Origin of the sequence: Streptomyces sp. NPDC057565 (assembly GCF_042801455.1) — a bacterium.
In the GTDB taxonomy this organism is placed as follows: Bacteria; Actinomycetota; Actinomycetes; order Streptomycetales; family Streptomycetaceae; genus Streptomyces; species Streptomyces yanii.
In genome coordinates this window covers 116,094-141,500 of the sequence record NZ_JBHVFU010000015.1, presented here as the reverse complement: position 1 = coordinate 141,500, position 25,407 = coordinate 116,094, and the positions used below count along the sequence as shown (strand labels likewise).

Below are 25,407 nucleotides of genomic sequence, written 5' to 3'. Positions count from 1 at the left end.
TGCTTTCGGTGTCCCCGTGTGAGGGGCCCAGACTACGAAAGGTGTGCCCGCGCGTCGGCTGCTTCCCGTCCGCAGGCGTAGGCGAGGGGGCTGATGACCTCTTCGGCGTCGGGCAGCCAGCGGTTGGCGGGGGTGGGCCGGCGCACCCACTGCACCGCACCGCGCCCGCCGATCCTGGTCGGCGGGCCCACCACGTAGTGGCCCTCACCGTGGCCGAGCAGACCGATCGCGGTGGCGCTCCAGCCCAGCCTCCGTACGAGATCGTCCGCCTTGGCCGCCGCGCCGGGCAGTACGAAGAAGAGCATCCGACGGTCGGGGGTGCAGGTGACGGGGCCGAGCGGCAGGCTCATCCGCTCCATCCGGGCCAGCGCCAGGAAGCCGGCGGACTCCGGTACGTCGATCGCGTCGAAGGTGTGACCGGTGGGCAGCAGCACCGAAGCCCCGGGCTGCTGGGACCACATCCGGCGGGCCGCGGCGCCGCTGCCGGTCGACCGGCTCGCCCAGTCGGGCCGGGTGGGGTGGGCGCCGGGGGCGGCGCAGCGGGCTTCTCCGCAGGAGCACCGTTCCGCGCCTTCCACCACCTGGAGCCAGGTGCCGGGGAACACGTCCCAGTGCCGCTCCTCCGTATAGCGCACGGCGGCGTCGAGCAGTTGCTCACCTCGTTGTTGGGGGACCTGTGCGGTTTCCGTGACTCCGATGGGCTCTTCCACGAACATCACAACTTCCGCCACCACCTGGGGTTACGGGCGTGGCGAACGTGGTCACGGTGCATCGGCCCTGCACATGGGGCGCATGGATGCATGGACAGGGGCGCGCATGAGGCGGTGCGTCGAGGGGCGGGTAGCCACATGGGGGGAATCCGGAACAGTTCCCCCATGCCGAATACGCGCCGAACCTGAACAACGACACGATAAGCGCCATGAATGCCGTGAACACCGTGAACGCCAAGGAAAACACCAACACGATCCATGTGCGCATTTCTTGGGCATATGCCGGGCAGTGATCCATTCACCGATCACTGCGGTCTCAGGGGGAAACATGGCAGCCAGGCCTCTCGTCGTACGCCAGCCGAACGAACGGCTCCAGGCGCTCATCCAGGAAGCCGGATGCTCCAACGCGGGCCTCGCCCGCCGAGTCAACATGGTCGGCGCGGAGCGCGGCCTCGACCTCCGTTACGACAAGACTTCCGTGGCCCGCTGGCTGCGTGGACAGCAACCGCGCGGCAGGGCACCGGGAATCATCTCCGAGGCGCTCGGGCGCAAGCTCGGCCGTACGGTCACGATCGACGAGATCGGGATGGCCAACGGCAAGAATCTGGCGTCCGGAGTCGGCCTGCAGTTCGCACCGACCGTGATCGGCGCGATCGAGCAGGTCTGTGAGCTGTGGCGCAGCGATGTCGGACGCCGTGACGTCCTGTCCGGTTCGGCGGTCGCGTCCTCGGCGCTGGTCGAGCCCAGCAGGGACTGGCTGATCACCGGTGCCGACCCGCAGGTGGCGCGCGCGGCGGGGGCGCGGGTCGGGATGTCGGACGTGGAGGCGGTGGTGGCGATGACGGCGGCGCTGGTCGACCTCGACCACCGGTTCGGCAGCGGACATGTGCGGCCGGTCCTGGTGCACTACCTCAACAGCGTGGTCTCCGGGCTGCTCTCGGGGGCGTACCGCGAAATGGTCGGGCGGCAGCTGTTCGCGGCGGTCGCGCGGCTCACCGAGCTCGCCGGGTACATGGCGGTCGACACGGGGCAGCCGGGGCTCGCCCAGCGGTACTACATCCAGGCTCTGCGACTGGCGCAGGCGGCGGGCGACCGGGCGTACGGCGGCTATGTGCTGGCCGCCTCGATGAGCCATCTCGCCGCACAGCTCGGCAACCCGCGGGAGATCGCGCAGCTGGCACGGGCCGCGCAGGAGGGAGCGCGCGGGCGGGTCACGCCGCGGGCGGAGGCGATGTTCTACGCGGCGGAGGCGCGCGGGCACGCGCTGCTCGGCGATGCCCGGACCTGCCAGGCGGTGGCGGGCCGGGCCCTGACGGCGCTGGAGCACGCCGAACCGGACACCGGTGACGACCCGCCATGGATCGCCCACTTCGACTCCGCCTATCTCGCCGACGAGCTGGCCCACTGCCACCGCGATCTCGGCCAGGCGGAGGCGGCCGCGCGCCGTGCGACGGAGTCCCTGGCCGGCCTCCCGGAGTCCCGGGCCCGGCGCCGGGGCATCGGTCTGGTGCTGCTCGCCACGGCGCAGGTGCAGCTGCGCGAGGTGGAGCAGGCGTGTCATACGGGGACGCGGGCGATGGAGCTGCTGGGGACGGTGCGGTCGAGCCGGGGCGCGGAGTACCTGGACGATCTGCAGCAGCGGCTGGTCCCGTACAGCGACGAGCCGGCGGTCCGGGAGTTCGGGGCGCGGCTGGAGCTCCAGGCAGCCTGACCGGCGTCTGATCGGGGATTTTTCGGGGCGCCCGTTAACTGCGTCGTCAGGGCCCGGCGTGTTACCGCCCCTGTGAAGGGGTGGTGAGTGATATCGGGCGCTTGGCGGAGGGCGGCTGCCACCCGATAGCGTGAGCCGACGATTCCGTAGGTTTACACGTAGGAGTCCCGGTGACGCAGAGCGGACAGGGTGACGAGCAGCAGCTCCCTGCTGTACGGCCCGCGCACGAAGGTGTCGTGCTGCCCGCAGGTGGCGGCGAGCCCTGGATACCGGGCGGAGCGGCCGACCAGCCCGCTCCGGCGGGCGGGCAGCCATGGGGTCAGCCCTGGGGGCCGCAGGCGCCGCAGCAGGACGCGTCGCCGCAGGGCCAGTACGCGCAGTACGACCAGGGGCAGGCGTACGGGCAGCAGGGCCGGCCCCTGCCGGCCGAGCAGCCTCAGCCGTACGACCAGCCGCAGCCGTATGCGCAGCCCCAGCCGTACGACCAGCCCCAGTCGTACGCTCAGCCCCAGTCCCAGCCGTACGCTCAGCCGCTGCCCCCGGAGGCCGTACCGGGAACCGGAACGGGCGCGGGTGCGGGCATGGGCGGCGACGCGGATGCCACGCAGTTCATCGCACCGGTGCCGCCCGAGAGTGCCGCGGAGGCGACCCAGTTCATCGCCCACGCGCAGCCGCCCGCGTCGGCCTCCGACGCCGACGCGACCCAGTACATTCCGCCGGTGCCCGGTGGTGCCCCGTACGGCATCAGGCCGGGTGCGCCCGGTGAGCGGCAGCCCCCCGCCGAGTTCGACAACCTGTTCCGCACCGAGGAGCCGACGGCCTCCACGCAGCAGATGCCCCGGTTCGACCCGGGACAGGCGTCGTACCAGGGCGCCGGCCAGCCGCACCAGCCGCCTGCGTCGGCCTACCAGCCGCAGTACGACGAGCCGCCGCAGGGCCGGGCAGCGCAGCGCAAGAAGCCGTCGCACGTCCCGCTGATCGCCGCCGTCGTCGTCGGCTGCGCCGTCGTCGGGCTCGGCGCAGGTGCGCTGATGAGTGGCGACGACAAGGGCGCGGACGACAAGCAGCCGGTGGCCGCGGCGAGCTCGCCCGCCGCGAAGCCCTCCACGCAGGCGGCGGCCGACCCGGCGAAGCCACAGGCCGAGGCGCTCGACAAGCTGCTCGCGGACAGCAACAACAGCCGGGCGGCGGTCATCGGGGCCGTGGAGAAGACCAGGTCCTGCAGCAACCTGGACCAGGCGGTCACCGATCTGCAGGGTGCGGCCAAGCAGCGCCGCGACCTGGTGACGCGGCTGCAGGGGCTGACCGTCGACAAGCTGCCGAACAACGCGCAGCTGACCTCGGCGCTCACGAAGGCGTGGCAGGCGTCGGCCTCCGCCGACGACCACTACGCGGCGTGGGCCGCGCAGGCCAAGAACGGCAAGAAGGTCTGCAAGCACGGGCAGGCCCGCGCGACGTCCGAGAAGGCCCAGGCCGATCGGGCGAGCGGTGAGGCGAGCAAGGCGAAGGCGCAGGCGTCGGGGCTGTGGAACTCGATCGCGGCGAAGTACGGGTTGACGCGGCGGACGCCGACGGACCTCTGACGGCGCTGCGGGGGTGCTGCCCAGTACTGGACAGCACCCCCGCACCCCCCGTGGGCCCGCACCCCGCTCCTCGACCGCCGGAGAGGCCTGCGGGTGCTCAGCCCTTCGCGCTGGCCTCCGACAGGGTGTCCGTGACGTCCACGAACCCCTTCCTCTCGGCCACCAGCCGTCCCTTCCGCACCACTTGGAACGTCACCTTCCGGTTCACGATCCGCGGATACGACGACGAGCCCAGCATGTCCTCGTACCGCCACCGCAGCACCGGGGTGAGGCCACCGGTGTCGACCTCGGCGCCTCTGTTGAGAGCAGTCTTGATCTTGCTGCCGGTGATGTCCGGGGCGTCGATCGCCGTCACGATCTCCTTCAGCGCCGTGTACGCGATCCATGTCGTCTGGACACCCGTGTCGTCCGGGTCGATCCGGTTGTCGCCGAACGCGTGCTTCCGGATCACCGCGCGCATCTCGTCCCAGCGGGCATCCCCCGACTCGGGGTACCAGCCGGTGACGTACGCCCCCTCGAAGGGGCTGTTCCGCCCGCCGGTGCTGTTGATCAGCGGCTGGCTGACGCTGCCGAGGACCGACGAGATCCGCACGGGACCGTCCGACGGTTCGAGACGGCGGAAGGAGTCGAAGAACGTCTCGGTGCGGTCCCCGAGCACCGTCGTCACGCACCCGTCGGACCGCCCCGCCCCTTCCAGCGCCTGCTCGGCCGCCTGGTCGTAGGACGTGGCCGCCTCCGCCGCCCGGACGTCGGTGGGCGCGGACCGCTTCTCCTCCTTCAGGCCGGTGCTGAAGAGCCACGCCTGGCTGTCGCCGCCCAGCGTGTCGGGGCGCACCAGGGAGACCCGCTCACAACTGCGGGCGAGCTGCTTGGCGTTGCCCGCCAGAAGCGCCGACTGGCCGCCGTTGACGGGGTACGAGTTGTAGCTGGTGAACTCCTCGGTGGAGGCCCCGTAGCCGCCGATGTACGGGATCCCGGCGGCCTCCAGAGGCCCCATGAAGGAGTGGCCCTCCGGACTGTACGAGCCGACGACCGCGACCGCCTTCTCCGCGACCGCCCGCCGGGCGCAGTCCCCCGCGCCGTTCGACGTGTCGTCCTCGTTGCAGGTGACGACGCGCAGCTTGTGCCCGTCGAGCCCGCCGTTGTTGTTCACCCAGCGGGCGTAGGCGCGGGCCATGGCCGTCATGCCCGCCATGTTCTCCGCATCCGGACCGTTGGAGCCGTCGGGGGCCCAGGTCACGACGGTGACGGGCTCCCTGGAGTCCCCCGAGGCCCCAGGGAGCGCACCGCAGCCGGTGATCAGCAATGCCCCGGCCGCCGCCGTACATGTGAGGAACGTGTAGGGGCGGGAGGAGGTGAGGCGTCGCCATCCGGTCATGGGCATGAACATTTCCGCGCCCGGGGTAACGCCGATGTGTGCCCCGTTCAACGCTCGGTGACATCCAGGTGAATTACAGGGGCCGGTGCGAGCCCGGAAGCAGGGAACGTACGATCGACAACCGTGCAGCAAGGTTCGGAGAACACTTCCCGTCGCGGCCGTCGCTCCTCCACCATGGGCGGCATGCCGCTCAATGACGTTCCTTGGTGGCGCTGGCGCAGCAACGTGCGCTCGGCGCTGCACATGCTCTCCGACCCCGTCTTCCACCACGAGTGCTGGCTGGCCGGCCGGGAGGGGTACGGCGATGTCACCGACGCCGTGTACCGCCTGGTCGAGGACACCTGGCTGGACAACTGGTCCGCCGAGAAATACGTCGGGACGGTCTTCCGTGACTCCGGCGAGGCGGCCCTCGTCGACGTCGCCGTGCTGCGGGTGCTGCGCATCATGCACCAGGTCGGCGCCGACGCCCCCGTCTCCGCCTATCTGGAGCACCACGGCTGGCAGGAAGCCGTGCGGGCCGCCCGTGAGGCGCACGTGCTGCTCGCCGCGAACGACGGCGAGGACCCCGACACCCCGCCGCGCTCCCTGGACGTGCTCCGCATCATGACCAGGACCGCCTGAAACGGGGACGGTGTGGCACGCTACGGACATGACCGCGCCGCAGCCTGCTGAGACCACCCCCGAGCAGTATGTCCTCACCCTCTCGTGCCCGGACAAACAGGGCATCGTGCACGCCGTGTCGAGTTATCTCTTCATGACCGGCTGCAATATCGAGGACAGTCAGCAGTTCGGTGACCACGACACGGGTCTCTTCTTCATGCGGGTCCACTTCTCGGCGGTGGCCCCGGTGACCGTGGAGAAGCTGCGGGCCAGTTTCGCCGCCATCGGGGACTCGTTCCGGATGGACTGGCAGATCCACCGCTCCTCGGACCGGATGCGGGTCGTGCTGATGGTCAGCAAGTTCGGCCACTGCCTCAACGACCTGCTGTTCCGCTCCAGCATCGGCGCGCTGCCGATCGACATCGCGGCCGTCGTCTCCAACCACACGGACTTCGCCGAGCTCACCGCCTCGTACGACGTGCCCTTCCGGCACATCCCGGTGACCAAGGAGACCAAGGCGGAGGCGGAGGCACAGCTGCTGCAGCTGGTCCGCGAGGAGAACGTCGAGCTGGTCGTCCTCGCCCGCTACATGCAGGTCCTCTCCGACGATCTGTGCAAGCAGCTCAGCGGGCGGATCATCAACATCCACCACTCCTTCCTGCCGAGCTTCAAGGGCGCGAAGCCGTATCACCAGGCGCATGCCCGGGGTGTGAAGCTGATCGGTGCGACGGCGCACTACGTGACCGCCGACCTCGACGAGGGACCGATCATCGAGCAGGAGGTCGAGCGCGTCGGCCACGGCGTCACGCCGGACGAGCTGGTCGCGATCGGGCGCGATGTGGAGTGCCAGGCGCTGGCACGCGCGGTGAAGTGGCACGCCGAGCGACGCATCCTGCTCAACGGGCGCCGCACGGTGATCTTCGCGTAGCGCGAAGGACCGACGTCCCCTGGGGCTGTGGCGGGGCAAAGCTTGCCGGAAGGGGCACCAGGGTGCGTGCCAGGCGTCGCGGGGCAGGCGGGACTTCCGACACACCCTAGAGCCGGCTGAGCGAAGCCGCCGCGAACAGCACGTCGCGGATCGCCTCGCGGTCGCCTTCCTGCCCGGCCGCCGCGTCGAGGGGCGACACATGGCCCGCGACCAGCCGGCAGAACTCCGTCCCGTCCATCGCCACCTGCGCGACCGCGTGGTCGGGCGAGCCGAGCGCGGCCGGGGAGTCCAGGGCGATGTACCAGTTGCCGCCGCCCGAGCCCTCGATCTCCAGATGGAGCGAACGGCCCGGCGAGCCGGCCGTCACCAGATGGCGGGCGGGCGCCGCGAGCCCGGCCCGGCGGCGTCCGGCGAGGGCGGCCGGCAGGAGCCGGGCCGCCAGATCGATCATCCGGTGGAGATGGGTGGCGGACGGGGCCTCGTACGGATAGTCCACCGCGTCCGCGATGTCACCGCCGTGCACCCAGCACTCGAAGGCCCGGTCCAGCAGGGCGTCCTGCAGCGGGAGGGCGAAGTCCCCGTACGAGACGGACAGCTCGGCGACCCCGCGGCCGGCGAACGACACCGTGCGGATGAGGGCGTGGCTCTGGTCGCGCCAGGGCTCGCGGACGGCCCGGGTGGGCGGTCGCCGGGCCGCCGACCAGTACGTCTCGGTGCGCGGGGTGGGGGAGAGGGGAAGCTCGGAGCCGGGGGCGGTATCGCTCCCGCGGCGTCCGCCGGCGGCCGGATCGTCCAGGCCGAGGGCGGTGCTGACCAGCCCGTCGACGGTCATGAGATGGCCGATCACCCCGGCGACCGTCGTCTTGCGGTTGACCTGTCGCTCGCCCTCGAACCATCTCAGCCGCACCGGCGCATGCCATTCCGACCTGCCGATGTCACGGAGGAGCGCGTCGAGGCGGGCGGTCTCCGCGTCGTACGGAACGGCCCAGCCCGGTACCGGGATCCTGGCCGGGCGACGGCTCAGACAGCTTTCGAGCACCCGGGAGCGCAGCAGCGGGTCGAGGTCCAGGCTGCGGTCGGTGTGCAGCAGACCGACCGCGTCGCGCAGCCGTAGCGCTTCGTCCGCGCAGACGGCGCACTCGGTGAGGTGCGCCTCGACCGCCTCGGCCTCTTCGGCGGAACAGGCGGCCAGCGCCCAGGCGCCGAGGAGGGCCTTGAGCACACGGTGGGGAAACGCCGGGGCGGGCGCCGTGGGCCCGGGCGCCGTGGGCCCGGGCGCCGTCGGTACGGCGCCGAGGTCGAAGTCGTCCGCCGCCGCCCGCGGTCCCGGTACGCGCTGCGGGCCCCGCACCTCGTCGCCGCGCCCGTTCGCGTCGTCGCCGGTCACAGGGTCCGTCCGTATCCGGGCGGCACGGACCCCTCCAGCGGGCGGGTGTTGGCGGTGGAGAGCAGCTGCAGCCCGAGCCGCAGCCGGCGGCGGGCCTCGTCCTCGGTCACCCCGAGGTCGGTCGCGGTCTGCCGGTAGCCCCTGCGCTGGATGTACGCGAGCTCCAGTGCGGCCCGCAACGGTGCGGGCATGGAGGCGACGATGTAGTCGGCGCGGGCTGCGGCCGTGGCGCGCTGCACCCGCTCCTCCAGCTCCTGCCGGGCCGCGGTGTCCTCACCCCCGTCCTGCTCGCCCTCCTCGCTGCCCTCCTCGCTGCCGTCCTCGCCCCGCGCGGACGGGGACGGTTCAGCGGCACGCAGGCGCCGCACGGACTGGCGGTGGGTGAGCTGGACCACCCAGGACCGCATCGAACCCTGCTTGGGGTCGTACGCGTCGGGGTTCTCCCACACGTACCCGAAGACCTCGCGGGTCACCAGGTCGGCGGCCGACTCGTCGTCGAGCATCCGATGGGCCTGACTGTGGACGAGTGAGGCGAAACGGTCGTAGAGCTCGCCGAGGGCCGCCGCCTCGCCGCGTGCCAGCCGTTGCTGCATCCTGCGGTCCCAGCGGGGCGGTGCGTCTTTCGCCATAGGACCCCCAACCCTGTCCCCCTCGTCAACAGCGAATGTAGTCGGCGGCACTCGCCCTGCAGGCGTCTTTGCGGCAAGTACGCCCCGGAGAACGCCCTGGATGGTAAGGAATGCGACGTCCCGAGATGCTGGAATCGGACCTGAAGTGATCATTTCTGCCCGAAACTCTTCTGTGTCTACTTCTTGTGTCTACTTCTGTGGGTTGGTGTTTCATGGGTGCGCTGCGGGGGCAGCCGCGAGGAGGAACGGATACTTCCGGATCGTCGGATTCCCCGGAACGAGAGGCCCAGTCGAGTGACTCTGAAAGTGGCCGAGGCCGAACAGGGCGTATGGACCGTCCTGCACATACGTGGCGAACTGGACCTGGTGACGTCGCCCGCGGTCCGCCAGTCCGTCCATGACGTGGTCGCCGTCGGACGTCACGACGTGGTGCTCGACCTCTCCGAGGTGCAGTTCTGCGATTCGAGCGGCGTCAGCGTGCTGATCGCGGCCCGTCGTCTGATGCGCTCCTGCGGCGGTCGACTGCGGCTGATCCTGCCGGCCCGCGGCGCGGAGGAGGGCTCCCACGTCAACCGCGTGCTCGCCGCCCTCGGCGTGCGCCGTCTGTTCGATGTCTACCCCGACTGGGACGCGGCCGTCGACGACGGAGCCCAGCCGCTTTCGGCATGAAACCAGCCGGCCACCCGGCGTTAAGACCAGGTTGTAACACCGGTGGCGCGCGTAAGTGACACGTGATGCCCGAAGGCGTCGTACGCTCCCCGCATGGACAGCGCAGAGTATGAGCGCAAGATCGCCTTCCGCTTCGCCGCCTTCGACCAGGACGGCAACGGATACATCGATCGCGCGGATTTCAACGCCGCCGCGGCCCGTCTGCTCGCCGAATTCGGTACGACGGCCCGCTGCGACAAGGGGCAGGCGCTCTACACCGGGGCCGAGGCGTTCTGGCAGGGCATGGCGGGCATCGCCGATGTCGACGGGGACCAGCGCGTCACCCGTGAGGAGTTCGTGGGCGGGGCCGTGAAACGGCTGCGCGACAGCCCCGAGCGCTTCGCGGAGATCGCCCGCCCGTTCCTGCGCGCGGCGATCGCCGTGGCGGACAACGACGACGACGGCGCGGCCTCGGTGCCCGCCGTGGAGCGGGCGCTGAAGGTCCTGGGCGCGAGCGAGGAGTCGGCAGGACTGGCCGCGCGGAGCCTGGACACGGACCACGACGGCAGGATCGCCGAGGACGACGCGGTCGCCGCGTTCGCCGTCTATTTCACGGTGATCGAGCCGGACGCGTAACGACCTGGCGCACGAGAGAGGCTGGATCAGGCCGTAAGCGCGCCGCCGACCGGGTGCGGCCTCCTCGCCGAGGACCGCACCCCCCTCACAGGTCCGCGACCGCCTCGGCGAGGCGGCCGATGGGATCGCCGTCGACACGTTGCCCGGACCGCCCGGCGGGCCAGGTCGAGAACCCGTCGCCGGGCCAACGGGGCACGACGTGGACGTGCAGATGCGGGACGGACTGCTGCGAGCCCGGCCCACTCGCGCTCAGGATGTTCACGCCCCCGGCGCCGAGCGCCGACCGCATCACCTCGGCCACCCGCTGCACCTGCGTCATCGTGTCGGCGAGCACGTCCGCCGGGATGTCGAAGAGGTCCGCGTGGTGAGCGGTCGGGATGACGAGCGTATGCCCCGGAGCGAGGGCGTCCAGCGGGGCGAACGCGGAGACCACCGGACCGCGGAAGACCCACCGCGCCGAGTCCTCCCGTATCAGGGTGCAGAAAATGCAGTTCATGCGCCCGGACCCTGGCACGCGGTGAGAGACGGCGGCGACCCGTTTTCCGTCAGGAGAACTGCTCCCGCAGCCTGTACTTGAGCACCTTCCGCAACGTCTCGTTGCGTGGCAGCGCGTCCACCACCTCCAGCTGCTCCGGCAGCTTGTGCACCGCGAGCCCTTCCGTGCGCAGATACCCGGCCAGCTCCGCCAGCGTCAGCGCCTCCGCCCCGGCCGGCTGCTCGACGACCGCGCAGACGCGTTCCCCGCGCTCCTCGTCCGGCAGTCCGATCACGGCCGCGTCGGCCACCCCGGGGTGGCGGTGGAGCAGGTCCTCGATCTCCTTGGCGGAGATGTTCTCGCCCTTACGGATGATGATGTCCTTGAGCCGCCCGGTGAGGACCAGATGGCCGCTCTCCAGGAGATGGCCGACGTCGCCGGTGACGAGGAAGCCGTCCGCGTCGAAGGCGTCCCGGGCCGCGTTCAGATAGCCCTGGCAGACGGCTTCCCCGCGGAGCCGCACCTCGCCGTCCGTCCCGTACGGCAGCGGCTTGCCGTCCTCGTCGGTGATCCGTATCTCCATGCCCTCGGGCGGACGCCCCTCCGTCTCGGCGAGGTGCTCCACCGTGTCGTCGGGGGCGCCCATTGTGATCATGGGGACCTCGGTCATGCCGTAGCCGTGGGTGAGCTGGATGCCCATCTCCCGTACGACCGCGTGGTAGATCTCCGGCGGTTTCGGCGCCCCGCCGCCCGCCAGCAGCCGCAACGTGGGGACCACCTTGCGCGTCGGGTCCTTGCGCTGTTCGGTCAGGAACATGGAGTAGAACGCGGTCGAGCCGCCCGCGACCGTCACCCCGTGGCGCCGGTAGCCGTCCAGCGCCCCGGGCATCGCGAACTGCTCGAACAGGACCGCGGGGAATCCGTACAGCAGCAGCATCACGGTGTAGTCGGGCCCGGCGATGTGGGCGAACGGGAACGCCATCGAGCCGATGTCGTCGGCCGACAGATGCAGTGCGTGGGCCAGGCACGAGCCGCCCGCGATCAGGCTGCGGTCGGTGTGCAGGACTCCCTTCGGGTCGGAGGTGGTCCCCGACGTCCAGTAGATCCAGCGCACCGCCGTGCCGTCCGCGGGCGGGGGCGGGAGCACGGCGGGGTCGCCGTCCGGCAGCTCCTCGTACGCCTCGAGGACTTGGGGCGGTTGCTCGAGGTCCGCGGCGATCCGGTGCGCCATCGCGGTGTGGTCGAAGCCCCGCCAGGTGCCGGGCACGGCGAAGAAGGCGGCCTTCGACTCGCGCAGCGCGAACCCCACCTCGCGGTCCCGGTAGAACGGGATGACGGGCGACTGCACGGCCCCGAGCCGGGTGAGGGCGAAGGAGAGCAGCGCCGTCTCCAGGCGGGTCGGCAGCTGCCAGGCGACGACGCTGCCGGGGCGCACCCCCAGTCCGTACAGGCCGGCCGCGACCCGCTCGCAGCGGTCGCGCAGCTCGCCGAAGGTGAGGGTGCGGTCGTCCTGGATGAGGACGGGGCGGTCCGGGGTCAGCGCGGCGCGGCGCTCGATGAGTTCCCAGAAGGTGGCCGATGCGCCCAGGGCGTGTGCGGTCTCGTTCACTGCGTTCCCCGCTCCCTCTTAGCTGACGGGTAGTCAGATGATGCGCAGAGCGTAGAGCGCTGCGCCTTGTCGGTCCAGGGGTGCGGGGCTAGCCTGGGACCGAAGCAAATCTGACGGGGCATCAGATACGTGCCTTGTGCGCCGAAGGGGACACCATGACGGAACTGCCTCGGATCGTCAGCGTCGACGACCATGTGATCGAGCCGCCGCACCTCTTCTCGACCTGGCTGCCCGCCAAGTACCGCGACCGCGGCCCGCAGCCGCTCACCGCCGGGATCGGCGAGCTGGCGTACACGGGTGGCAAGTACGTCATCACCATGGATCCGGACGGGCCGCCGACCGACTGGTGGATCTACGAGGACCTGAAGTTCCCGTACAAGCGGAACATCGCCGCCGTCGGCTTCGACCGCGACGACATGACGCTGGAGGGCATCACCCGGGCCGAGATGCGGCGCGGCTGCTGGGACCCCGTCGAACGCCTCAGGGACATGGACCTCAACCATGTCGAGGCGTCGCTCTGTTTCCCCACCTTCCCGCGCTTCTGCGGCCAGACCTTCGCCGAGGCCAAGGACAAGGAGGTCGCGCTCGCCTGTGTCCGCGCCTACAACGACTGGATGGTGCAGGAGTGGTGCGGCGACAGCGGCGGCCGGCTGATCCCGCTCTGCATCATCCCGCTCTGGGACATCGACCTGGCGGTCGCCGAGATCAGGCGGAACGCCGCCCGCGGGGTGCGGGCCGTGACGTTCTCCGAGATCCCCACCCATCTCGGCCTGCCGTCGATCCACACCGGCTACTGGGATCCGTTCTTCGCCGTCTGCCAGGAGACCGGCACGGTCGTCAACATGCACATCGGGTCCAGCTCGCAGATGCCCGCCGCGTCGCCGGACGCCCCGCCCGCCGTCCAGGCCTCGCTCTCCTTCAACAACGCGATGGCCTCGATGATGGACTTCCTGTTCAGCGGAGTGCTGGTGAAGTTCCCGCAGCTGAAGCTGGCGTACAGCGAGGGCCAGATGGGCTGGATCCCGTACGCCCTGGAGCGCGCCGACGACGTGTGGGAGGAGCACCGGGCCTGGGGCGGGGTGCGCGATCTGATCCCCGAGCCGCCGTCGACGTACTACTACCGGCAGATGTTCTGCTGCTTCTTCCGCGACAAGCACGGGGTCGCGTCGCTCGACGTGGTCGGGCGGGACAACGCCACCTTCGAGACCGACTATCCGCACGTCGACTCGACCTTCCCGCACACGAAGGAGGTCGCGCTCGACCACGTGAAGGGACTGGACGACGAGACCGTCTACAAACTGATGCGCGGAAACGCGATCAGGATGCTGGACCTGGATCTCGACCGGGGCCGGGGCCGGTAGTGGATCTCGCGGACACGGACGAGGAGCGGGAGTTCCGGGCGCGGCTGCGGGAGTGGCTCGCCGCTGTGCTGCCCGGGCTGCCCGCGAAGCCCGGTCCCGACGACTGGCCGGGACGGCGGGCCTACGACACCGCCTGGCAGCGGATGCTGTACGACGCCGGGTACGCGGGGCTGCACTGGCCCGTCGACGCGGGCGGGCGGGGTGCCACCCCCACCCAGCACCTGATCTTCCTGGAGGAGACGGAGCGGGCCGGAGCGCCGTACGTCGGCGCGAACTTCGTCGGGCTGCTGCACGCGGGTCCCACGATCGCGGCCGAGGGCACGGCCGGGCAGCGCGCCCGCTGGCTGCCGCCGGTGCTGCGCGGCGACGAGATCTGGTGCCAGGGGTTCAGCGAGCCGGATGCGGGTTCCGACCTGGCCTCGCTGCGGACCCGGGCGGTCCGGGACGGCGACCACTACGTCGTCACCGGTCAGAAGATCTGGACCTCGCACGCGGAGGTCGCCGACTGGTGCGAGCTGCTCGTGCGGACGGATCCGGCGGCGCCGAAGCACCGTGGGATCAGTTGGCTCGCGATGCGGATGGACGCACCCGGCGTCACCGTCCGCCCGCTGCGCACGCTCGCCGGATCCACCGAGTTCGCCGAGATGTTCCTCGACGAGGTGCGGGTGCCGGTCTCCCACCGGGTCGGCGCCGAGAACGACGGCTGGCGGGTCACCATGGTCACCCTCTCCTTCGAACGCGGTACGGCGTTCGTCGGCGAGGTCGTCGCCTGCCGCCGCACCCTGAGCGCCCTGGCCGCCGAGGCGCGGCGCAGCGGCCGCTGGGACGATCCGGTGCTGCGCAGGACGCTCGGCAGGCTGAACGCGGAATTCCGGGCGCTGTGGCGGCTCACCCAGTGGAACGTCGGCGAGGCCCAGCGCAGCGGCGGCGTCCCCGGCACCGGCGGCTCGGTCTTCAAGCTGCGGTACTCGCAGGCCCGCCAGGAGCTGTACGACGCGGCCGCGGAGGTGCTCGGCGCCGACGGGGCCGATCTGGACCGGGAGTGGGTCCTGGACCGGCTGACCTCGCTCTCGTACACGATCGCCGCGGGCACCTCGCAGATCCAGCAGAACATCGTCGCCGAGCGGATCCTCGGCCTGCCGAAGGGGCGCTGAGCGGACTGTGGACTTCCAGCTTTCGGACGACCAGCGGGCCCTGCGGGCAGGGATACGGGAGCTGCTGACCGGCCGCTTCGGCAGGGACCGGATGCGGGCCGCGCTCGACGCGGGCGTGGCCGTCGACCGGGGAATGTGGGGGGAGCTGGGCGCGGCCGGGTTCTTCGCGCTGCGGCTGCCCGAGGCGGACGGCGGTGTGGGGCTCGGGCTGCCCGAGTCCGTGCTCCTGTTCGAGGAGGCGGGGCGGGTGTTGCTGCCCGGACCGCTGACGGCCACGCATCTCGCCGCGGGCGCGCTGGGGGCGGTGAAGGGGGCGGCGGACGGCGGGGCGGTGGTCGCGGTGCTGGACGAGGGGCGGCCGGTGGCCCATTTGGAAGCGGCGGACGCGCTGATCGTCCTGGGCCCTGTCCGGCCGGGAGGGGTGGCGCGGGTCCTGGAGGGGGACGCCTTGCGGGAGCTCGTACGGGCGGCGCGTCCCGTACGGTCACTCGACCCGCTCACGCCCCTGCACCGTGTGGCGGCGGGTGTCGAGGACGGGGCCCCGCTGCCCGGTGCGACGCCGCTGCGGCTCGAAGGCGCACTGCTGGCCGCTGCCGAGCAGCTCGGCAGCGCCGCCCGGACCACCGAGATGGCCGTGCAACACGCCCGTGAGCGCGAGCAGTTCGGATCGCCGATCGGCGCCTTCCAGGCGGTCAAGCACCTGTGTGCCCAGATGCTGGTGCGCGCCGAGGTGGCCCGCACGGCGGTGTACGCGGCAGCGGTGACCGCGGACCCGGCCGAGATCGCGGGCGCCAAGCTGCTCGCCGACGAGGCGGCCGTCCGCAACGCACGGGACTGCCTCCAGGTGCACGGCGGCATGGGCTTCACCTGGGAGGCGGACGTTCATCTGCATCTCAAGCGGGCGTGGCTGCGGGCCGGGGAGTGGCTGAGGGCGGCAGAGGCCGAGGAGGCCCTTGCGGCAGATCTGTGCAGAGTGCACGCATGTGACGCGGGAGACCCCTGAGGCTCACGCTGCGGAGTTACTCAGTGCAGTCGGTAAGCGCCGATACCGGCTTGTGTCCTTTGCGTGATTCGTCACGGGCCGCAGTTGCCGTCTGCTCGGGTACGCTCCGTGGGATGCGAGTGGTTCTGGAACCGGGCGATCCGGGTGTTGCCCGTAAGGCGACTCCGGTCCGGACGCGGTGCCCTGCTCGCGTTCCACGCAGAAGCGCAGGGCCTGCCCGGGGAGCGTTCCCCACGGCTTCGGTGCACTGCTGTTCGACTCCCCGCGACGCGCGTCGCACAGTATGCACCACGCGTACTCCTTCGCGCTGGAATATGCCCGAAGCGCTTGTTGCGGTGACTGTATGTCAACCATGCTGCCTCGTAAGGGAATCACGTTCCGTGACCCTGAGGAGGCGCGAGGCGATGTGTCCGCCGGTTCGGATGGTGTGAGCGGTGCAGGTGCTTCAGGTTCAGCTGGAGGTCGGTCCGGATCCCGCGGAGGTCGGGCGGGCCCGTAGGTGGGCGCGGTCGAGACTGCTCGGGTCCGGGATAAGGGACGACGAGCCGCTGGCCGAGACGCTCATCCTGCTGATCTCGGAGCTGGTCACCAACGCGGTCGTCCACACCGGCTGTCCGGCCGTGCTGCGCATGCTGTTCGGCGCGACGGGAGCGGCCGGGACGGCCGGGACCGTACGGGTCGAGGTGGCCGACACCAGCTGCCGCCCGCCGCAGCAGCGACACGCGCAGGGTGAGGACACCGGCGGTCGCGGCCTGGAGCTGGTCGACGGCCTCGCCGACCGCTGGGGCTGGCAGCCGGAGGGCGCCGGAAAGCGGATCTGGTGCGAGGTGGACCGGGGCGCGCCGATCGTGCAGATGCAGGCGGGCACGCACGGTCCGGGCATCGGCTCCCAGAGCACGGGACCGTACGAACCGTCGCGCGCCGTCACGCATCGCGCCTAAGGGCTGTCCCGCAATCCCTGGCGGGCGCACGACGACAGCTACGGCACCTCGCTGTGTTGTCGGAACGCCCGAATACACCCAGTATGAGGACGTCCCTCCGCCTTGCGATGCACCGCATCTGACGCCGCGCGCTGATCCACCAGGGATTACGGGACAGCCCTTAGCAGCCGGAACGTCCTGGAACGTTCCTGGCGGTGGCCGGTCAGAGAAGGACGACCGGGGCGACCGGCGTGCCGGTGGCGCCGACGAACGGTTCCGGCATCGCGGAGAGCAGGAAGCCGTAGCGCTTCTCCTCCGCACAGGCTGTGGACAACGTCTCCAGGTTCCAGTTCTGGCCCTGCAGCATGCCCATCTCGACCAGGTCGAGCGCGTGCACTCCCAGCCACAGGTCCTCGATCTCCGCGGGGAAGATCTCGAAGGTCAGCGTGTCGTTGGCGACCGCGGCGACATCGCGGGCATGGAACCACTCGGGCGTCCGGATCGACAGGCCGGGTGACGGATAGGCGTACGCGTGCTTGTCGCCGGCCAGATACACCTGGACCTGCCCGGTGCGTACGAGCACGATGTCCCCGGCCCGGACCCGGATCCCGGCGAACTCCTCCGCCGCGTCGAGGTCTTCCGGGGTGACGGCGTGGTCGCCGGGCAGCCGGTCGACACCGTGGGCGCGTGCCACATCCAGCAGGACGCCGCGCGAGACGAGGTGCAAGGGCTTGTCCATCCCGCTGAACTGGGCGCCGGCGTGCGCGGTGACCGTGGTGGCGGGACGGCCGTTGTAGATCTTCCCCGAGTGCGAGGCGTGCGTGAGCGCGTCCCAGTGGGTGGCCGCCTGCAGGCCGAGTGTCACGACGTCGTCGCTGGTCGCGACCGTACCCGGGCCGAAGAGCTCCTGGTTGATCTGGACCATGGCGTGCAGGGGGTTGACCCGTCCCGGAATCAGTCCGCTCTGCACACCGTCCTGCTGGAGCGGGAGCGCGAGAGGGATCCGCTGCCCCGTGCGGACGGTGGCCGCCGCGTCCCGCACCACCGCGTCGGTGATCAGGTTGAGCGTCCCGATCTCGTCGTCCGCGCCCCAGCGCCCCCAGTTGTTCACGCGCTTCGCGATCTCGTGGAACTCGGCGGGCAGGGACATGAGGGCCTCCTCGAATCGGTGGGGCGCCGGGTCTTGTGCTGACGGAGCCGACTGCCCATAAAATCTAACGGTCCGTCAGAAACCGCGGGAAGGGGCCGGGCATGGGGAACTTCTTGGCAGGCAAGGTGGTGGCCGTGACCGGTGCCGGCCGTGGCATCGGACGGGCCGTCGCGATGGCCGCGGCGGCGGAGGGGGCCAGGGTCGTCGTCAACGACTACGGCGTCTCCGTCGGGGGCGGCGAGCCGACCAGTGCGATAGCCGAGACCGTCGTCAAGGAGATCGAGACGGCGGGTGGCGAGGCGGTCGCGGTCGCCGACGACATCTCCACGATGGAGGGCGGCCGGCGCGTCGTGGACACGGCGCTGGCGCGGTTCGGGCGGATCGACGGGGTCGTGTGCGTGGCCGGGATCCTCCGCGAACGGATGCTGTTCAACATGTCCGAGGAGGAGTGGGACCCGGTTGTCGCCACCCACCTCAAGGGCACCTTCACCGTCTTCCGCGCGGCCTCGGCGGTGATGCGGAAGCAGGAGGGGGGCGGCACACTGATCGGCTTCACCAGCGGCAACCACCAGGGCAGCGTCGCCCAGGCGAACTACAGCGCCGCGAAGGGCGGCATCATCTCCCTGGTCCGCAGCGCGGCGCTCGGCCTGCACAAGTACGGCGTCACGGCGAACGCGGTCGCCCCGGTGGCCCGGACCCGGATGTCCGCGAACGTCCCGATGGAACTCAAGGAGATCGGAGAGCCGGAGGACGTTGCCGCACTCGTCGTCTACCTGCTCAGTGAGCGGGCCCGCGAGGAGAGGATCACCGGCCAGGTGTACACGATCGCGGGCCCCAAGATCGCTGTCTGGGCCCAGCCGAGGGAGTTGCGGGCCGGGTACGCGGAGGGGGCGTGGACCCCGGAGAGAATCGCCGACTTCCTGCCGGGGACGGTGGGGGTGGACCCGATGCCGATGCTGGCGCAGCTGGAGGCGATGGCGGCCGCCGCGGCGGCGAAGGCGAGGCCCAACGCGTGACCTCCCACCGGGGCTCCGCCCCGGACCCCGCTCCTCAATCGGGGGAGCGGCTGAATTTCCGCCCGACCCCGAGGAGTGGGCGTGGACTTCGCGTTCGAGACAACGGACGACGCCGTCCGCCAGGAGGTCCGGTCCTGGCTGCAGGCGCACCTCACACGGCCCTGCGCCACCGAGGGCGGCCGGCACCGACGTCTCGGTGAACTCGCCGTGGAGATCAGGGGCGCCGCCGGAGCCGTGGGTCCGGACGACTGGTCGCCCACCACCCCGTACGAACTCGACGAAGCGCAGCGCCTGTTCCTGTTCACCCGGTCCGACACCATCTACGGCGGCTCGGACGAGATCCAGCGGAACATCATCGCCGAGCGGGTGCTCGGCCTACCGAGGGAGCCGAGATGAGAGGCGTCGTCTTCGACGGCAAGCAGACCGAGGTCGTCGACGACCTGGAGATACGCGACCCGGGCCCGGGCGAGGTGCTGGTCGCGGTGGCCGCCGCGGGCCTGTGCCACAGCGATCTGTCGGTCGTCGACGGAACCATTCCGTTCCCGCTTCCGGTGGTCCTCGGACACGAGGGCGCAGGGGTGGTGGAGGCGGTCGGCGCGGGTGTCGTCCATGTCGTGCCCGGCGACCACGTCGCGCTCTCCACCCTGGCCAGCTGTGGCGCGTGCGCCCAGTGCGACCGGGGCCGGCCGACGATGTGCCGCAAGGCGATCGGGATGCCGGGGCAGCCGTTCTCCCGGGGCGGCACGCCGCTGTACCAGTTCGCGTCCAACTCCGCGTTCGCCGAACGGACTCTGGTCAAGGCCGTGCAGGCGGTGAGGATACCGGCGGACATCCCGCCGGCCTCCGCGGCCCTGATGGGCTGCGGCGTGCTGACGGGCGTCGGAGCCGTACTCAACCGGGCGAAGGTCGACCGCGGCGACACGGTCGTCGTGATCGGCACCGGTGGCATCGGGCTCAATGTGATCCAGGGCGCCCGGATCGCGGGCGCGCTGACGATCGTCGCTGTGGACACCAACCCGGCGAAGGAGGCGGTGGCGCGGCAGTTCGGCGCGACACACTTCCTGACGTCGACGGAGGGCGTACGCGAGATCCTGCCCACCGGCGCCGACCACGCCTTCGAGTGCGTGGGCCGTACGGAACTGATCCGCCAGGCGATCGACCTGCTGGACCGGCGCGGCCAGGCGATCCTGCTGGGCGTCCCGGCGGCGACGGCGGAGGCGTCGTTCCTGGTCTCGTCGATGTACCTGGACAAGTCGATCCTCGGCTGCCGGTACGGTTCCTCGCGCCCGCAGCGCGACATCGCGCTCTACGCGGAGCTGTACCGGACCGGCCGCCTCATGCTCGACGAACTGGTCACGGAGACGTACCCGGTGGAGGACTTCGCGAGGGCGGCGGACGACGCGCACCACGGAAGGGTGGCGCGCGGGGTGCTGATCTTCTAGGGCGTGTGTCGGAAAGGTTCACCGGCCCCCGACCGTCGCCCGGAACGTCCGCCGGTACACCGTCGGCGACACCCCCAGCGCCGCCTGGATGTGCTGCCGCAGTGATGTCGCCGTGCCGAACCCCGCCGCGCGCGCCACCTGGTCGATCGACAGGTCCGTGGACTCCAGCAGCCCCCGCGCCCGCTCCACCCGCTGCTGGGTCAGCCACTGCCCGGGGCTGATCCCGACCTCCTCACGGAACCGGCGTGTGAACGTCCGTACGCTCATCGACTCCTGCTGCGCCATGTCGCGCAGCAGGATCGGCCGGTCCAGCCGGCCGAGCGCCCAGGCCCGCGCACCTGTCGTGGTCGCGGACTGTGCCTCGGGGACGGGGCGCCGGATGTACTGCGCCTGCCCGCCGTCGCGATGCGGTGGCACGACCGCGCGGCGGGCGACGTCGTTGGCGACGGCCGTGCCGTGGTCGCGGCGCACGATGTGCAGACACAGGTCGATACCGGCGGCGACCCCGGCGGATGTGAGGACGTCCCCGTCGTCGATGAACAGGACGTCCGGGTCGACCTGGACCTGCGGGAACAGCCGCTGGAAGTGGTCGGCGGAGGACCAGTGCGTGGTGGCGGGGCGCCCGTCGAGGAACCCGGCGGCGGCGAGGACGTAACTGCCGGTGCAGATCGACACGAGCCGGGTGCCCGGCCTGATGTACGCGAACGCCGCGGCGAGCTCGCCCGACAGCCTGCCCTCTTCGTAGACGGGGCCGAGTTCGTACGAGGCGGGGATGACGACCGTGTCGGCGGTGGCCAGTGCTTCGGGTCCGTGCTCGACCGTGATCGTGAAGTCCGCGTCGGTGGAGACCGGTCCCGGTGGGCGGACGGAACAGGTGACGACTTCGTAGAGTTTCCGGCCCTTGTCGTGGGGCTCGGAACTGAATGCCAGGCCGAAGATCCTTTGGGGGATGCCGAGTTCGAACGGGAGCAGCCCGTCGAGGGCGAGGACGACGACTCTGTGCTTCACAACAGGGCTCCCTTCACCTCTAGTGGTATAGACCATAAACTGATACATGTCACCGACGTGAAGGAAAAGTCAGCAGACCACGAGTGCATTCCCGGCACGGCCCGCGCGAACGCACCCTCGCAGTTGTCCCCCTTGGATTCGTCGGCCGCACTGCCGCCCCTGGATGCGCGCCGGGACGGCGAACGACCGGGAAGCGAGCTCTGGAACCGTAACTTCCGGCTCTTCTTCATCGCCCGGACCGCCGCACTCTTCGGCGACGGCATGATCCCGGTGGCGCTCACCGCGGGTCTGCTGGGAGCCGGTCGCCCACACGCATCCGTCGGCTTCGCGCTGGCCGCCTGGATGGGCCCGCTGGCGCTCTTCGTGCTCTTCGGCGGCGTGCTGGCGGATCGTTTCACCCCGCGTCGAATGATGATCATCGCTGATGCGCTGCGGCTGGTCGGGGCGTCGGTGCTCGCCGTCTCCTTCGCGACCGGCAACCCGCCGCTGTGGGTGGTGTACGCGCTGAGCGCGGTGGCCGGCGTCGGTGCCGCGCTCTTCCAGCCCGGCGTCGCATCGACCGTGCCCCGGGTGTCGCTGGACGTGCAGCGCGGCAACGCGGTGCTCCGGGTCTCCGAGGCGCTGATGACGATGGCGGGCCCGGCCTTCGCGGGACTGCTGGTCGGACTGGCGAGCGCCGGAGCGGTGTATGCGGCGAACGCGGCGACGTTCGCGGTCTCCGGCGTCTGCCTCTTCCTGCTGCGGCTCGCCCCGATGCCGTCCGACGCGACGCAGCGCGGCACGTTCGTCGCCGAACTGGTCGACGGGTGGCGGGAGTTCAAGGCCCGCAGCTGGCTGTGGGGGGTGATCGCGATCTGGACCGTGTACGGATTCACCGTGATCGGCCCGATGCTCCCGCTGACCGCGGTCGAGGTCACCGAGGCGCACGGCTCGGGGACGTACGGCGTGATGATGGCGGTGAATGGCGCGGGCAGCGTGGTCGGCGGACTGCTGGCCCTGCGGCTGAGACCGCGCCGTCCGCTCGCGGCGGGTGCGATCGCGCTGACCGGGGTGTGCGTGAACCTGGTGGTGCTGGGGCTCGGGCTTCCGGTGTCCGCTTTGGGGGTCGGGCAGTTCGTGGCGGGCGGGGTGTTCGCGTTCTGGCTGGTGATGTGGTCGACGACGGTCCAGACACACGTCCCGCCGGAGGCCCTGAACCGGCTGCACGCGTACGACGTGGCGGGCTCCCTGCTGATGCTGGCCGCGGGCCGGGCACTGGCGGGACCGGTCGCGGACGCGGTGGGCGCCCCCGAGGTGCTGCTGGCCGGAGCGGTGATCAACGCACTGGTGGTGGGTGTGCTGCTGGCGGCCCGCCCGATCCGCCGCCTGGAGCGGATCGGGTGAGCCGGGCGTCCGCGTCCCGACCGTCAGCGCTTCTGCCGCTCCCGCTCCTCGGACTTCTGCATCTCGATGACCTGGAAGACATGCGCACTGGTCTGCCTGCGCACACTGCCACCGACGAGCAATGCGGAACCGAGGACGGACAGCGGCCCGGCGATCGCCAGGACGGTGAGCTGCTTGGGCAGCTCCGACACCACCGTGCACTGCATCGTGACGCGGTAGCAGTACGCGTCCGCCTGATCCACCAGCAGGAACGCCAGCCAGATCCACAGCCCGACGGCCACGAGAAGCAGCCCGGCGCCCCACGCCTGCATCAGTGCGGAACGGTGATGGAACTGCTGGCGCGCGACCCATTGCATGAGATCCCCCGGTTCGATCGGTTCGTCCGTCTCATCCGGCCGGATGCGCGTACGCCCCGGCCGACGGGTGATCGTACGCTTCCGCCCATGGCCCGATTCCTGCGAACCATGTCCCTCCGGCCACTCGTGAGAGCGCGCCCCGAGGCCGGATGCTCGGTGACGTGACCCAGACAACCGAGAGCGCGGCCGCCCGGAACGAGGACCGCCCGGCCGACCGCACACCGTCCCGCGGGCCCTCCCGCCTGCGCATCCACCGCGCCTGGATCGTCGCCGTCGTCACGTTCGTGACGATCATCGGCGGCGCCGCGTTCAACTCCCTGCCCGGCCTCCTCATCGACCCGCTGCACACGGAGTTCGGCTGGTCGCGCGGGGAGATCGGGCTGGCCGTCTCGATCGACATGGCGCTGTACGGGCTGACCGCGCCGTTCGCCGCCGCGCTGATGGACCGGTTCGGTATCCGCCGGGTCGTCGTCGTGGCCCTGACCACGGTCGCGGCGGGGGCGTTCGCCAGTGTCTGGATGACGGCCTCCTGGCAGCTGATGATCTATTGGGGGCTGCTCGTCGGCCTCGGCACCGGCTCGATGGCGTTGGCCTTCTCGGCCACGGTCACCAACCGCTGGTTCGTCGCCAGACGCGGCCTGGTCACCGGCATCCTCACCGCGGCCGGCGCCTCCGGCCAGCTGATCTTCCTGCCGCTGTGCGCATGGATCGTCGAGGAGCACGGCTGGCGCCCGGCCTCGGTCACCGTCGCGCTGGCCGCGCTCGTCGTCGTCCCGTTCGTCTGGCTCCTGATGCGTGACCACCCGGCCGATGTGGGCCTGGCCCCCTACGGCGGCGGGTACGTCGAGAAGCCGGCGCCCGCCCGGGGTGCGGCGGCCCGTACCGTACGTGTCCTGGTCGACGCCGCCCGCACCGGACCGTTCTGGCTGCTCGCGGGCACGTTCGCGATCTGCGGCGCCTCGACCAACGGTCTGATCCGTACGCACTTCGTGCCGTCGGCCCACGACCACGGCATGCCCATCACGGCAGCCGCCTCGCTGCTCGCCGTCATCGGGGTCTTCGACATCATCGGCACGGTCTTCTCCGGCTGGCTCACCGACCGCTTCGACGCGCGCCGACTCCTCGCCGTCTACTACGCGTTGCGCGGCATCTCGCTGCTCTTCCTGCCGATGCTGATGGCGCCGACGGTGCACCCGCCGATGGTCTTCTTCATCGTGTTCTACGGCCTGGACTGGGTGGCCACGGTCCCGCCGACGCTGGCGCTCTGCCGTGAGCAGTACGGCGAGGACAGCGCGATCGTCTTCGGCTGGGTCCTCGCCTCCCACCAGGTGGGCGCGGCACTGGTGGCGTTCCTCGGCGGTGTGGCGCGTGATGTGTTCGGCTCGTACGACATGGTCTGGTACGCGTCGGGGGCGCTGTGCGCGACGGCGGCGCTGATGGCGCTGGTGATCCGGCGGAAGGCGGAAACCCCGGAACCGGTGGTGCCGACCGGCACGGGCTGAGGCGGTCGCCGACCCGGGCGCGAAAAAGTGGTGCCGGTAACCGCCGCTCGCTGGGCGAGTGTGCGGTTCACCGGGCGGGGCCGGCGTGTGCGACGGGGCAAAGCCTGCCGGGAGGGGCACCAGGAGTACGGCGACATCGACGCACCGCACTGGTACATGCTCACCCGCTGAAGCGCCCGAACGCCCCCCGGTGGAACAGCAGTGGACCGTCCCCGTCCGAGGCCCCCAGTGCCTCCACCCGACCGACCACGATCAGATGGTCGCCGCCCGGGTGGACGGCCTGGATGCGGCAGTCGATCCAGGCCGGTACGGAGTCCAGCAGCGGTGACCCTGTCGCGGGAGCCGCCTCGTACGGCACTCCCGCGAACTTGTCGGCACCGCTGACCGCGAAGCTCCGGCACAGCGCACCCTGGTCCGCGCCCAGGATGTTGACGCAGAAGGCCCCGGCGCGGGCGATGCGGGGCCAGGTCGTCGACGTACGGGCGACCATGAAGGTGACCAGCGGCGGGTCGAGGGAGAGCGAGGCGAACGACTGGCAGGCGAACCCCGCAGGGCCGTCCGCGTCGGCCGGATCGTGGGCGGTGATGACGGTGACGCCGCTGGCGAAGTGGCCCAGCACGCGGCGGAATTCGCCCGGATCGACCGGCAGCCGCTCGTCGTCGGCGACGGCCCGCAGATCGGGGCGCGGCAGCGGATCGACCGGCGCCGGGCCGGCGCTCGTGGCGGCGCCGACGGACCTGAGGTACCGGACGGCGGTGGCGGCCATGCCTGCGTGTCCCATCATGTCTCCCATTGAAATTGACTGTTCGTCAGATGAG

The 25,407-nt window shown here is 71.1% G+C and carries 24 protein-coding genes and 1 pseudogene; 15 read left to right on the top strand and 10 right to left on the bottom strand.

The features are described 5' to 3' along the window. Positions 1–32 precede the first annotated feature (32 nt). Complete coding sequence (locus ACFU8W_RS25745; RefSeq protein WP_384041584.1) at positions 33–719, bottom strand: bifunctional DNA primase/polymerase; 687 nt, start codon at positions 717–719, stop codon at positions 33–35. Positions 720–1,038: 319 nt separating this feature from the next. Between ACFU8W_RS25745 and ACFU8W_RS25740 the strand changes: the two genes are divergently transcribed. Both ACFU8W_RS25740 and ACFU8W_RS25735 read left to right on the top strand, forming a co-directional pair. Then, entirely contained in the window at positions 1,039–2,421 is a 1,383-nt protein-coding gene (locus ACFU8W_RS25740) for a transcriptional regulator (RefSeq protein WP_384041506.1), read from the top strand. A 170-nt stretch (positions 2,422–2,591) separates the two neighbouring features. Next, positions 2,592–4,004, top strand: a complete 1,413-nt coding sequence (locus tag ACFU8W_RS25735) for a hypothetical protein (RefSeq protein ID WP_384041503.1) — start codon at positions 2,592–2,594, stop codon at positions 4,002–4,004. A 97-nt stretch (positions 4,005–4,101) separates the two neighbouring features. Here the strand turns inward: ACFU8W_RS25735 and ACFU8W_RS25730 are convergent, their stop codons facing one another. Next, positions 4,102–5,382 carry an ABC transporter substrate-binding protein gene (locus ACFU8W_RS25730; protein ID WP_384041500.1) on the bottom strand — a complete coding sequence of 427 codons (1,281 nt, stop codon included), beginning with the start codon at positions 5,380–5,382 and terminating at the stop codon, positions 4,102–4,104. A 174-nt stretch (positions 5,383–5,556) separates the two neighbouring features. Between ACFU8W_RS25730 and ACFU8W_RS25725 the strand changes: the two genes are divergently transcribed. Together ACFU8W_RS25725 and purU are read left to right on the top strand one after the other, a co-directional pair. Then, entirely contained in the window at positions 5,557–6,003 is a 447-nt protein-coding gene (locus ACFU8W_RS25725; protein WP_345515339.1) for a hypothetical protein, read from the top strand. 28 nt (positions 6,004–6,031) lie between these two features. Next, positions 6,032–6,910, top strand: a complete 879-nt coding sequence (gene purU, locus ACFU8W_RS25720; protein WP_384041497.1) for a formyltetrahydrofolate deformylase — start codon at positions 6,032–6,034, stop codon at positions 6,908–6,910. A gap of 106 nt (positions 6,911–7,016) precedes the next feature. Here purU and ACFU8W_RS25715 read toward each other — a convergent pair whose 3' ends face one another. Both ACFU8W_RS25715 and ACFU8W_RS25710 read right to left on the bottom strand, forming a co-directional pair. Next, positions 7,017–8,297 (bottom strand): maleylpyruvate isomerase N-terminal domain-containing protein, encoded by a 1,281-nt coding sequence (locus ACFU8W_RS25715; protein ID WP_384041494.1) that lies wholly within the window; start codon positions 8,295–8,297, stop codon positions 7,017–7,019. Next, positions 8,294–8,926: an RNA polymerase sigma factor gene (locus ACFU8W_RS25710; RefSeq protein WP_384041491.1), complete on the bottom strand. Its 633-nt coding sequence runs from the start codon at positions 8,924–8,926 to the stop codon at positions 8,294–8,296. The genes ACFU8W_RS25715 and ACFU8W_RS25710 overlap by 4 nt, the downstream gene beginning before the upstream one ends. Positions 8,927–9,220: 294 nt before the next feature. Between ACFU8W_RS25710 and ACFU8W_RS25705 the strand changes: the two genes are divergently transcribed. Together ACFU8W_RS25705 and ACFU8W_RS25700 are read left to right on the top strand one after the other, a co-directional pair. Then, positions 9,221–9,595 carry an STAS domain-containing protein gene (locus ACFU8W_RS25705; RefSeq protein ID WP_345514829.1) on the top strand — a complete coding sequence of 125 codons (375 nt, stop codon included), beginning with the start codon at positions 9,221–9,223 and terminating at the stop codon, positions 9,593–9,595. A 93-nt stretch (positions 9,596–9,688) separates the two neighbouring features. Further along, positions 9,689–10,210 carry an EF-hand domain-containing protein gene (locus ACFU8W_RS25700; protein ID WP_327244950.1) on the top strand — a complete coding sequence of 174 codons (522 nt, stop codon included), beginning with the start codon at positions 9,689–9,691 and terminating at the stop codon, positions 10,208–10,210. Positions 10,211–10,295: 85 nt separating this feature from the next. On the opposite strand, the gene ACFU8W_RS25695 is transcribed toward ACFU8W_RS25700, so the two are convergent. Both ACFU8W_RS25695 and ACFU8W_RS25690 read right to left on the bottom strand, forming a co-directional pair. Continuing rightward, complete coding sequence (locus ACFU8W_RS25695; RefSeq protein WP_384041486.1) at positions 10,296–10,706, bottom strand: HIT family protein; 411 nt, start codon at positions 10,704–10,706, stop codon at positions 10,296–10,298. Between the two features lie 49 nt (positions 10,707–10,755). Continuing rightward, complete coding sequence (locus ACFU8W_RS25690) at positions 10,756–12,294, bottom strand: class I adenylate-forming enzyme family protein (RefSeq protein WP_384041483.1); 1,539 nt, start codon at positions 12,292–12,294, stop codon at positions 10,756–10,758. Between the two features lie 155 nt (positions 12,295–12,449). On the opposite strand from ACFU8W_RS25690, the gene ACFU8W_RS25685 reads away from it, so the two are divergent. From ACFU8W_RS25685 to ACFU8W_RS25670, 4 genes are all read left to right on the top strand, one after another. Beyond that, a complete protein-coding gene (locus ACFU8W_RS25685; RefSeq protein WP_384041480.1) occupies positions 12,450–13,655 on the top strand; it encodes an amidohydrolase family protein in 1,206 nt (401 codons plus the stop codon). Then, complete coding sequence (locus ACFU8W_RS25680) at positions 13,655–14,809, top strand: acyl-CoA dehydrogenase (RefSeq protein WP_384041477.1); 1,155 nt, start codon at positions 13,655–13,657, stop codon at positions 14,807–14,809. Before ACFU8W_RS25685 ends, ACFU8W_RS25680 begins: the two co-directional genes overlap by 1 nt. Positions 14,810–14,816: 7 nt before the next feature. After that, positions 14,817–15,812 (top strand): acyl-CoA dehydrogenase family protein, encoded by a 996-nt coding sequence (locus tag ACFU8W_RS25675; protein WP_384041473.1) that lies wholly within the window; start codon positions 14,817–14,819, stop codon positions 15,810–15,812. A gap of 434 nt (positions 15,813–16,246) precedes the next feature. Further along, entirely contained in the window at positions 16,247–16,753 is a 507-nt protein-coding gene (locus ACFU8W_RS25670; protein ID WP_384041470.1) for an ATP-binding protein, read from the top strand. Between the two features lie 202 nt (positions 16,754–16,955). Here the strand turns inward: ACFU8W_RS25670 and ACFU8W_RS25665 are convergent, their stop codons facing one another. Continuing rightward, positions 16,956–17,882 carry a cyclase family protein gene (locus ACFU8W_RS25665; protein ID WP_384041467.1) on the bottom strand — a complete coding sequence of 309 codons (927 nt, stop codon included), beginning with the start codon at positions 17,880–17,882 and terminating at the stop codon, positions 16,956–16,958. A gap of 101 nt (positions 17,883–17,983) precedes the next feature. Here ACFU8W_RS25665 and ACFU8W_RS25660 point away from each other — a divergent pair, with 101 nt between their 5' ends. From ACFU8W_RS25660 to ACFU8W_RS25650, 3 genes and pseudogenes are all read left to right on the top strand, one after another. Further along, on the top strand, positions 17,984–18,898 hold the full coding sequence (locus ACFU8W_RS25660; RefSeq protein WP_384041464.1) for an SDR family oxidoreductase: 915 nt from the start codon (positions 17,984–17,986) through the stop codon (positions 18,896–18,898). A 174-nt stretch (positions 18,899–19,072) separates the two neighbouring features. Continuing rightward, positions 19,073–19,294 (top strand): annotated as a pseudogene (locus ACFU8W_RS25655) (acyl-CoA dehydrogenase family protein); the annotation flags it as partial. Beyond that, positions 19,291–20,340 carry a Zn-dependent alcohol dehydrogenase gene (locus ACFU8W_RS25650; RefSeq protein WP_384041461.1) on the top strand — a complete coding sequence of 350 codons (1,050 nt, stop codon included), beginning with the start codon at positions 19,291–19,293 and terminating at the stop codon, positions 20,338–20,340. The pseudogene ACFU8W_RS25655 and the gene ACFU8W_RS25650, both read left to right, overlap by 4 nt. Before the next feature lie 18 nt (positions 20,341–20,358). Here the strand turns inward: ACFU8W_RS25650 and ACFU8W_RS25645 are convergent, their stop codons facing one another. Further along, entirely contained in the window at positions 20,359–21,348 is a 990-nt protein-coding gene (locus tag ACFU8W_RS25645) for a GlxA family transcriptional regulator (RefSeq protein ID WP_384041458.1), read from the bottom strand. A 57-nt stretch (positions 21,349–21,405) separates the two neighbouring features. Here ACFU8W_RS25645 and ACFU8W_RS25640 point away from each other — a divergent pair, with 57 nt between their 5' ends. After that, positions 21,406–22,731 carry an MFS transporter gene (locus tag ACFU8W_RS25640; RefSeq protein ID WP_384041455.1) on the top strand — a complete coding sequence of 442 codons (1,326 nt, stop codon included), beginning with the start codon at positions 21,406–21,408 and terminating at the stop codon, positions 22,729–22,731. 23 nt (positions 22,732–22,754) lie between these two features. On the opposite strand, the gene ACFU8W_RS25635 is transcribed toward ACFU8W_RS25640, so the two are convergent. After that, the gene (locus tag ACFU8W_RS25635; RefSeq protein ID WP_384041452.1) at positions 22,755–23,087 is read right to left on the bottom strand and encodes a hypothetical protein; all 333 of its coding nucleotides are present in this window, start codon (positions 23,085–23,087) and stop codon (positions 22,755–22,757) included. Between the two features lie 161 nt (positions 23,088–23,248). Here ACFU8W_RS25635 and ACFU8W_RS25630 point away from each other — a divergent pair, with 161 nt between their 5' ends. Then, entirely contained in the window at positions 23,249–24,589 is a 1,341-nt protein-coding gene (locus tag ACFU8W_RS25630) for an MFS transporter (protein WP_384041448.1), read from the top strand. A 160-nt stretch (positions 24,590–24,749) separates the two neighbouring features. Here ACFU8W_RS25630 and ACFU8W_RS25625 read toward each other — a convergent pair whose 3' ends face one another. Continuing rightward, positions 24,750–25,355, bottom strand: coding sequence for a flavin reductase family protein (locus ACFU8W_RS25625; protein WP_384041581.1), 606 nt, complete (start codon positions 25,353–25,355; stop codon positions 24,750–24,752). Between the last annotated feature and the right edge of the window lie 52 nt (positions 25,356–25,407).

What these genes read in the sequence shown, in the direction of transcription:
- ACFU8W_RS25740 (WP_384041506.1), top strand. Translation starts at nt 1,039, where the DNA reads ATGGCAGCCAGGCCTCTCGTCGTACGCCAGCCGAACGAACGGCTCCAG.
- ACFU8W_RS25730 (WP_384041500.1), bottom strand. Translation starts at nt 5,382, where the DNA reads ATGACCGGATGGCGACGCCTCACCTCCTCCCGCCCCTACACGTTCCTC.
- ACFU8W_RS25725 (WP_345515339.1), top strand. Translation starts at nt 5,557, where the DNA reads ATGGGCGGCATGCCGCTCAATGACGTTCCTTGGTGGCGCTGGCGCAGC.
- purU (WP_384041497.1), top strand. Translation starts at nt 6,032, where the DNA reads ATGACCGCGCCGCAGCCTGCTGAGACCACCCCCGAGCAGTATGTCCTC.
- ACFU8W_RS25710 (WP_384041491.1), bottom strand. Translation starts at nt 8,926, where the DNA reads ATGGCGAAAGACGCACCGCCCCGCTGGGACCGCAGGATGCAGCAACGG.
- ACFU8W_RS25700 (WP_327244950.1), top strand. Translation starts at nt 9,689, where the DNA reads ATGGACAGCGCAGAGTATGAGCGCAAGATCGCCTTCCGCTTCGCCGCC.
- ACFU8W_RS25695 (WP_384041486.1), bottom strand. Translation starts at nt 10,706, where the DNA reads ATGAACTGCATTTTCTGCACCCTGATACGGGAGGACTCGGCGCGGTGG.
- ACFU8W_RS25685 (WP_384041480.1), top strand. Translation starts at nt 12,450, where the DNA reads ATGACGGAACTGCCTCGGATCGTCAGCGTCGACGACCATGTGATCGAG.
- ACFU8W_RS25665 (WP_384041467.1), bottom strand. Translation starts at nt 17,882, where the DNA reads ATGTCCCTGCCCGCCGAGTTCCACGAGATCGCGAAGCGCGTGAACAAC.
- ACFU8W_RS25660 (WP_384041464.1), top strand. Translation starts at nt 17,984, where the DNA reads ATGGGGAACTTCTTGGCAGGCAAGGTGGTGGCCGTGACCGGTGCCGGC.
- ACFU8W_RS25650 (WP_384041461.1), top strand. Translation starts at nt 19,291, where the DNA reads ATGAGAGGCGTCGTCTTCGACGGCAAGCAGACCGAGGTCGTCGACGAC.
- ACFU8W_RS25635 (WP_384041452.1), bottom strand. Translation starts at nt 23,087, where the DNA reads ATGCAATGGGTCGCGCGCCAGCAGTTCCATCACCGTTCCGCACTGATG.
- ACFU8W_RS25625 (WP_384041581.1), bottom strand. Translation starts at nt 25,355, where the DNA reads ATGGCCGCCACCGCCGTCCGGTACCTCAGGTCCGTCGGCGCCGCCACG.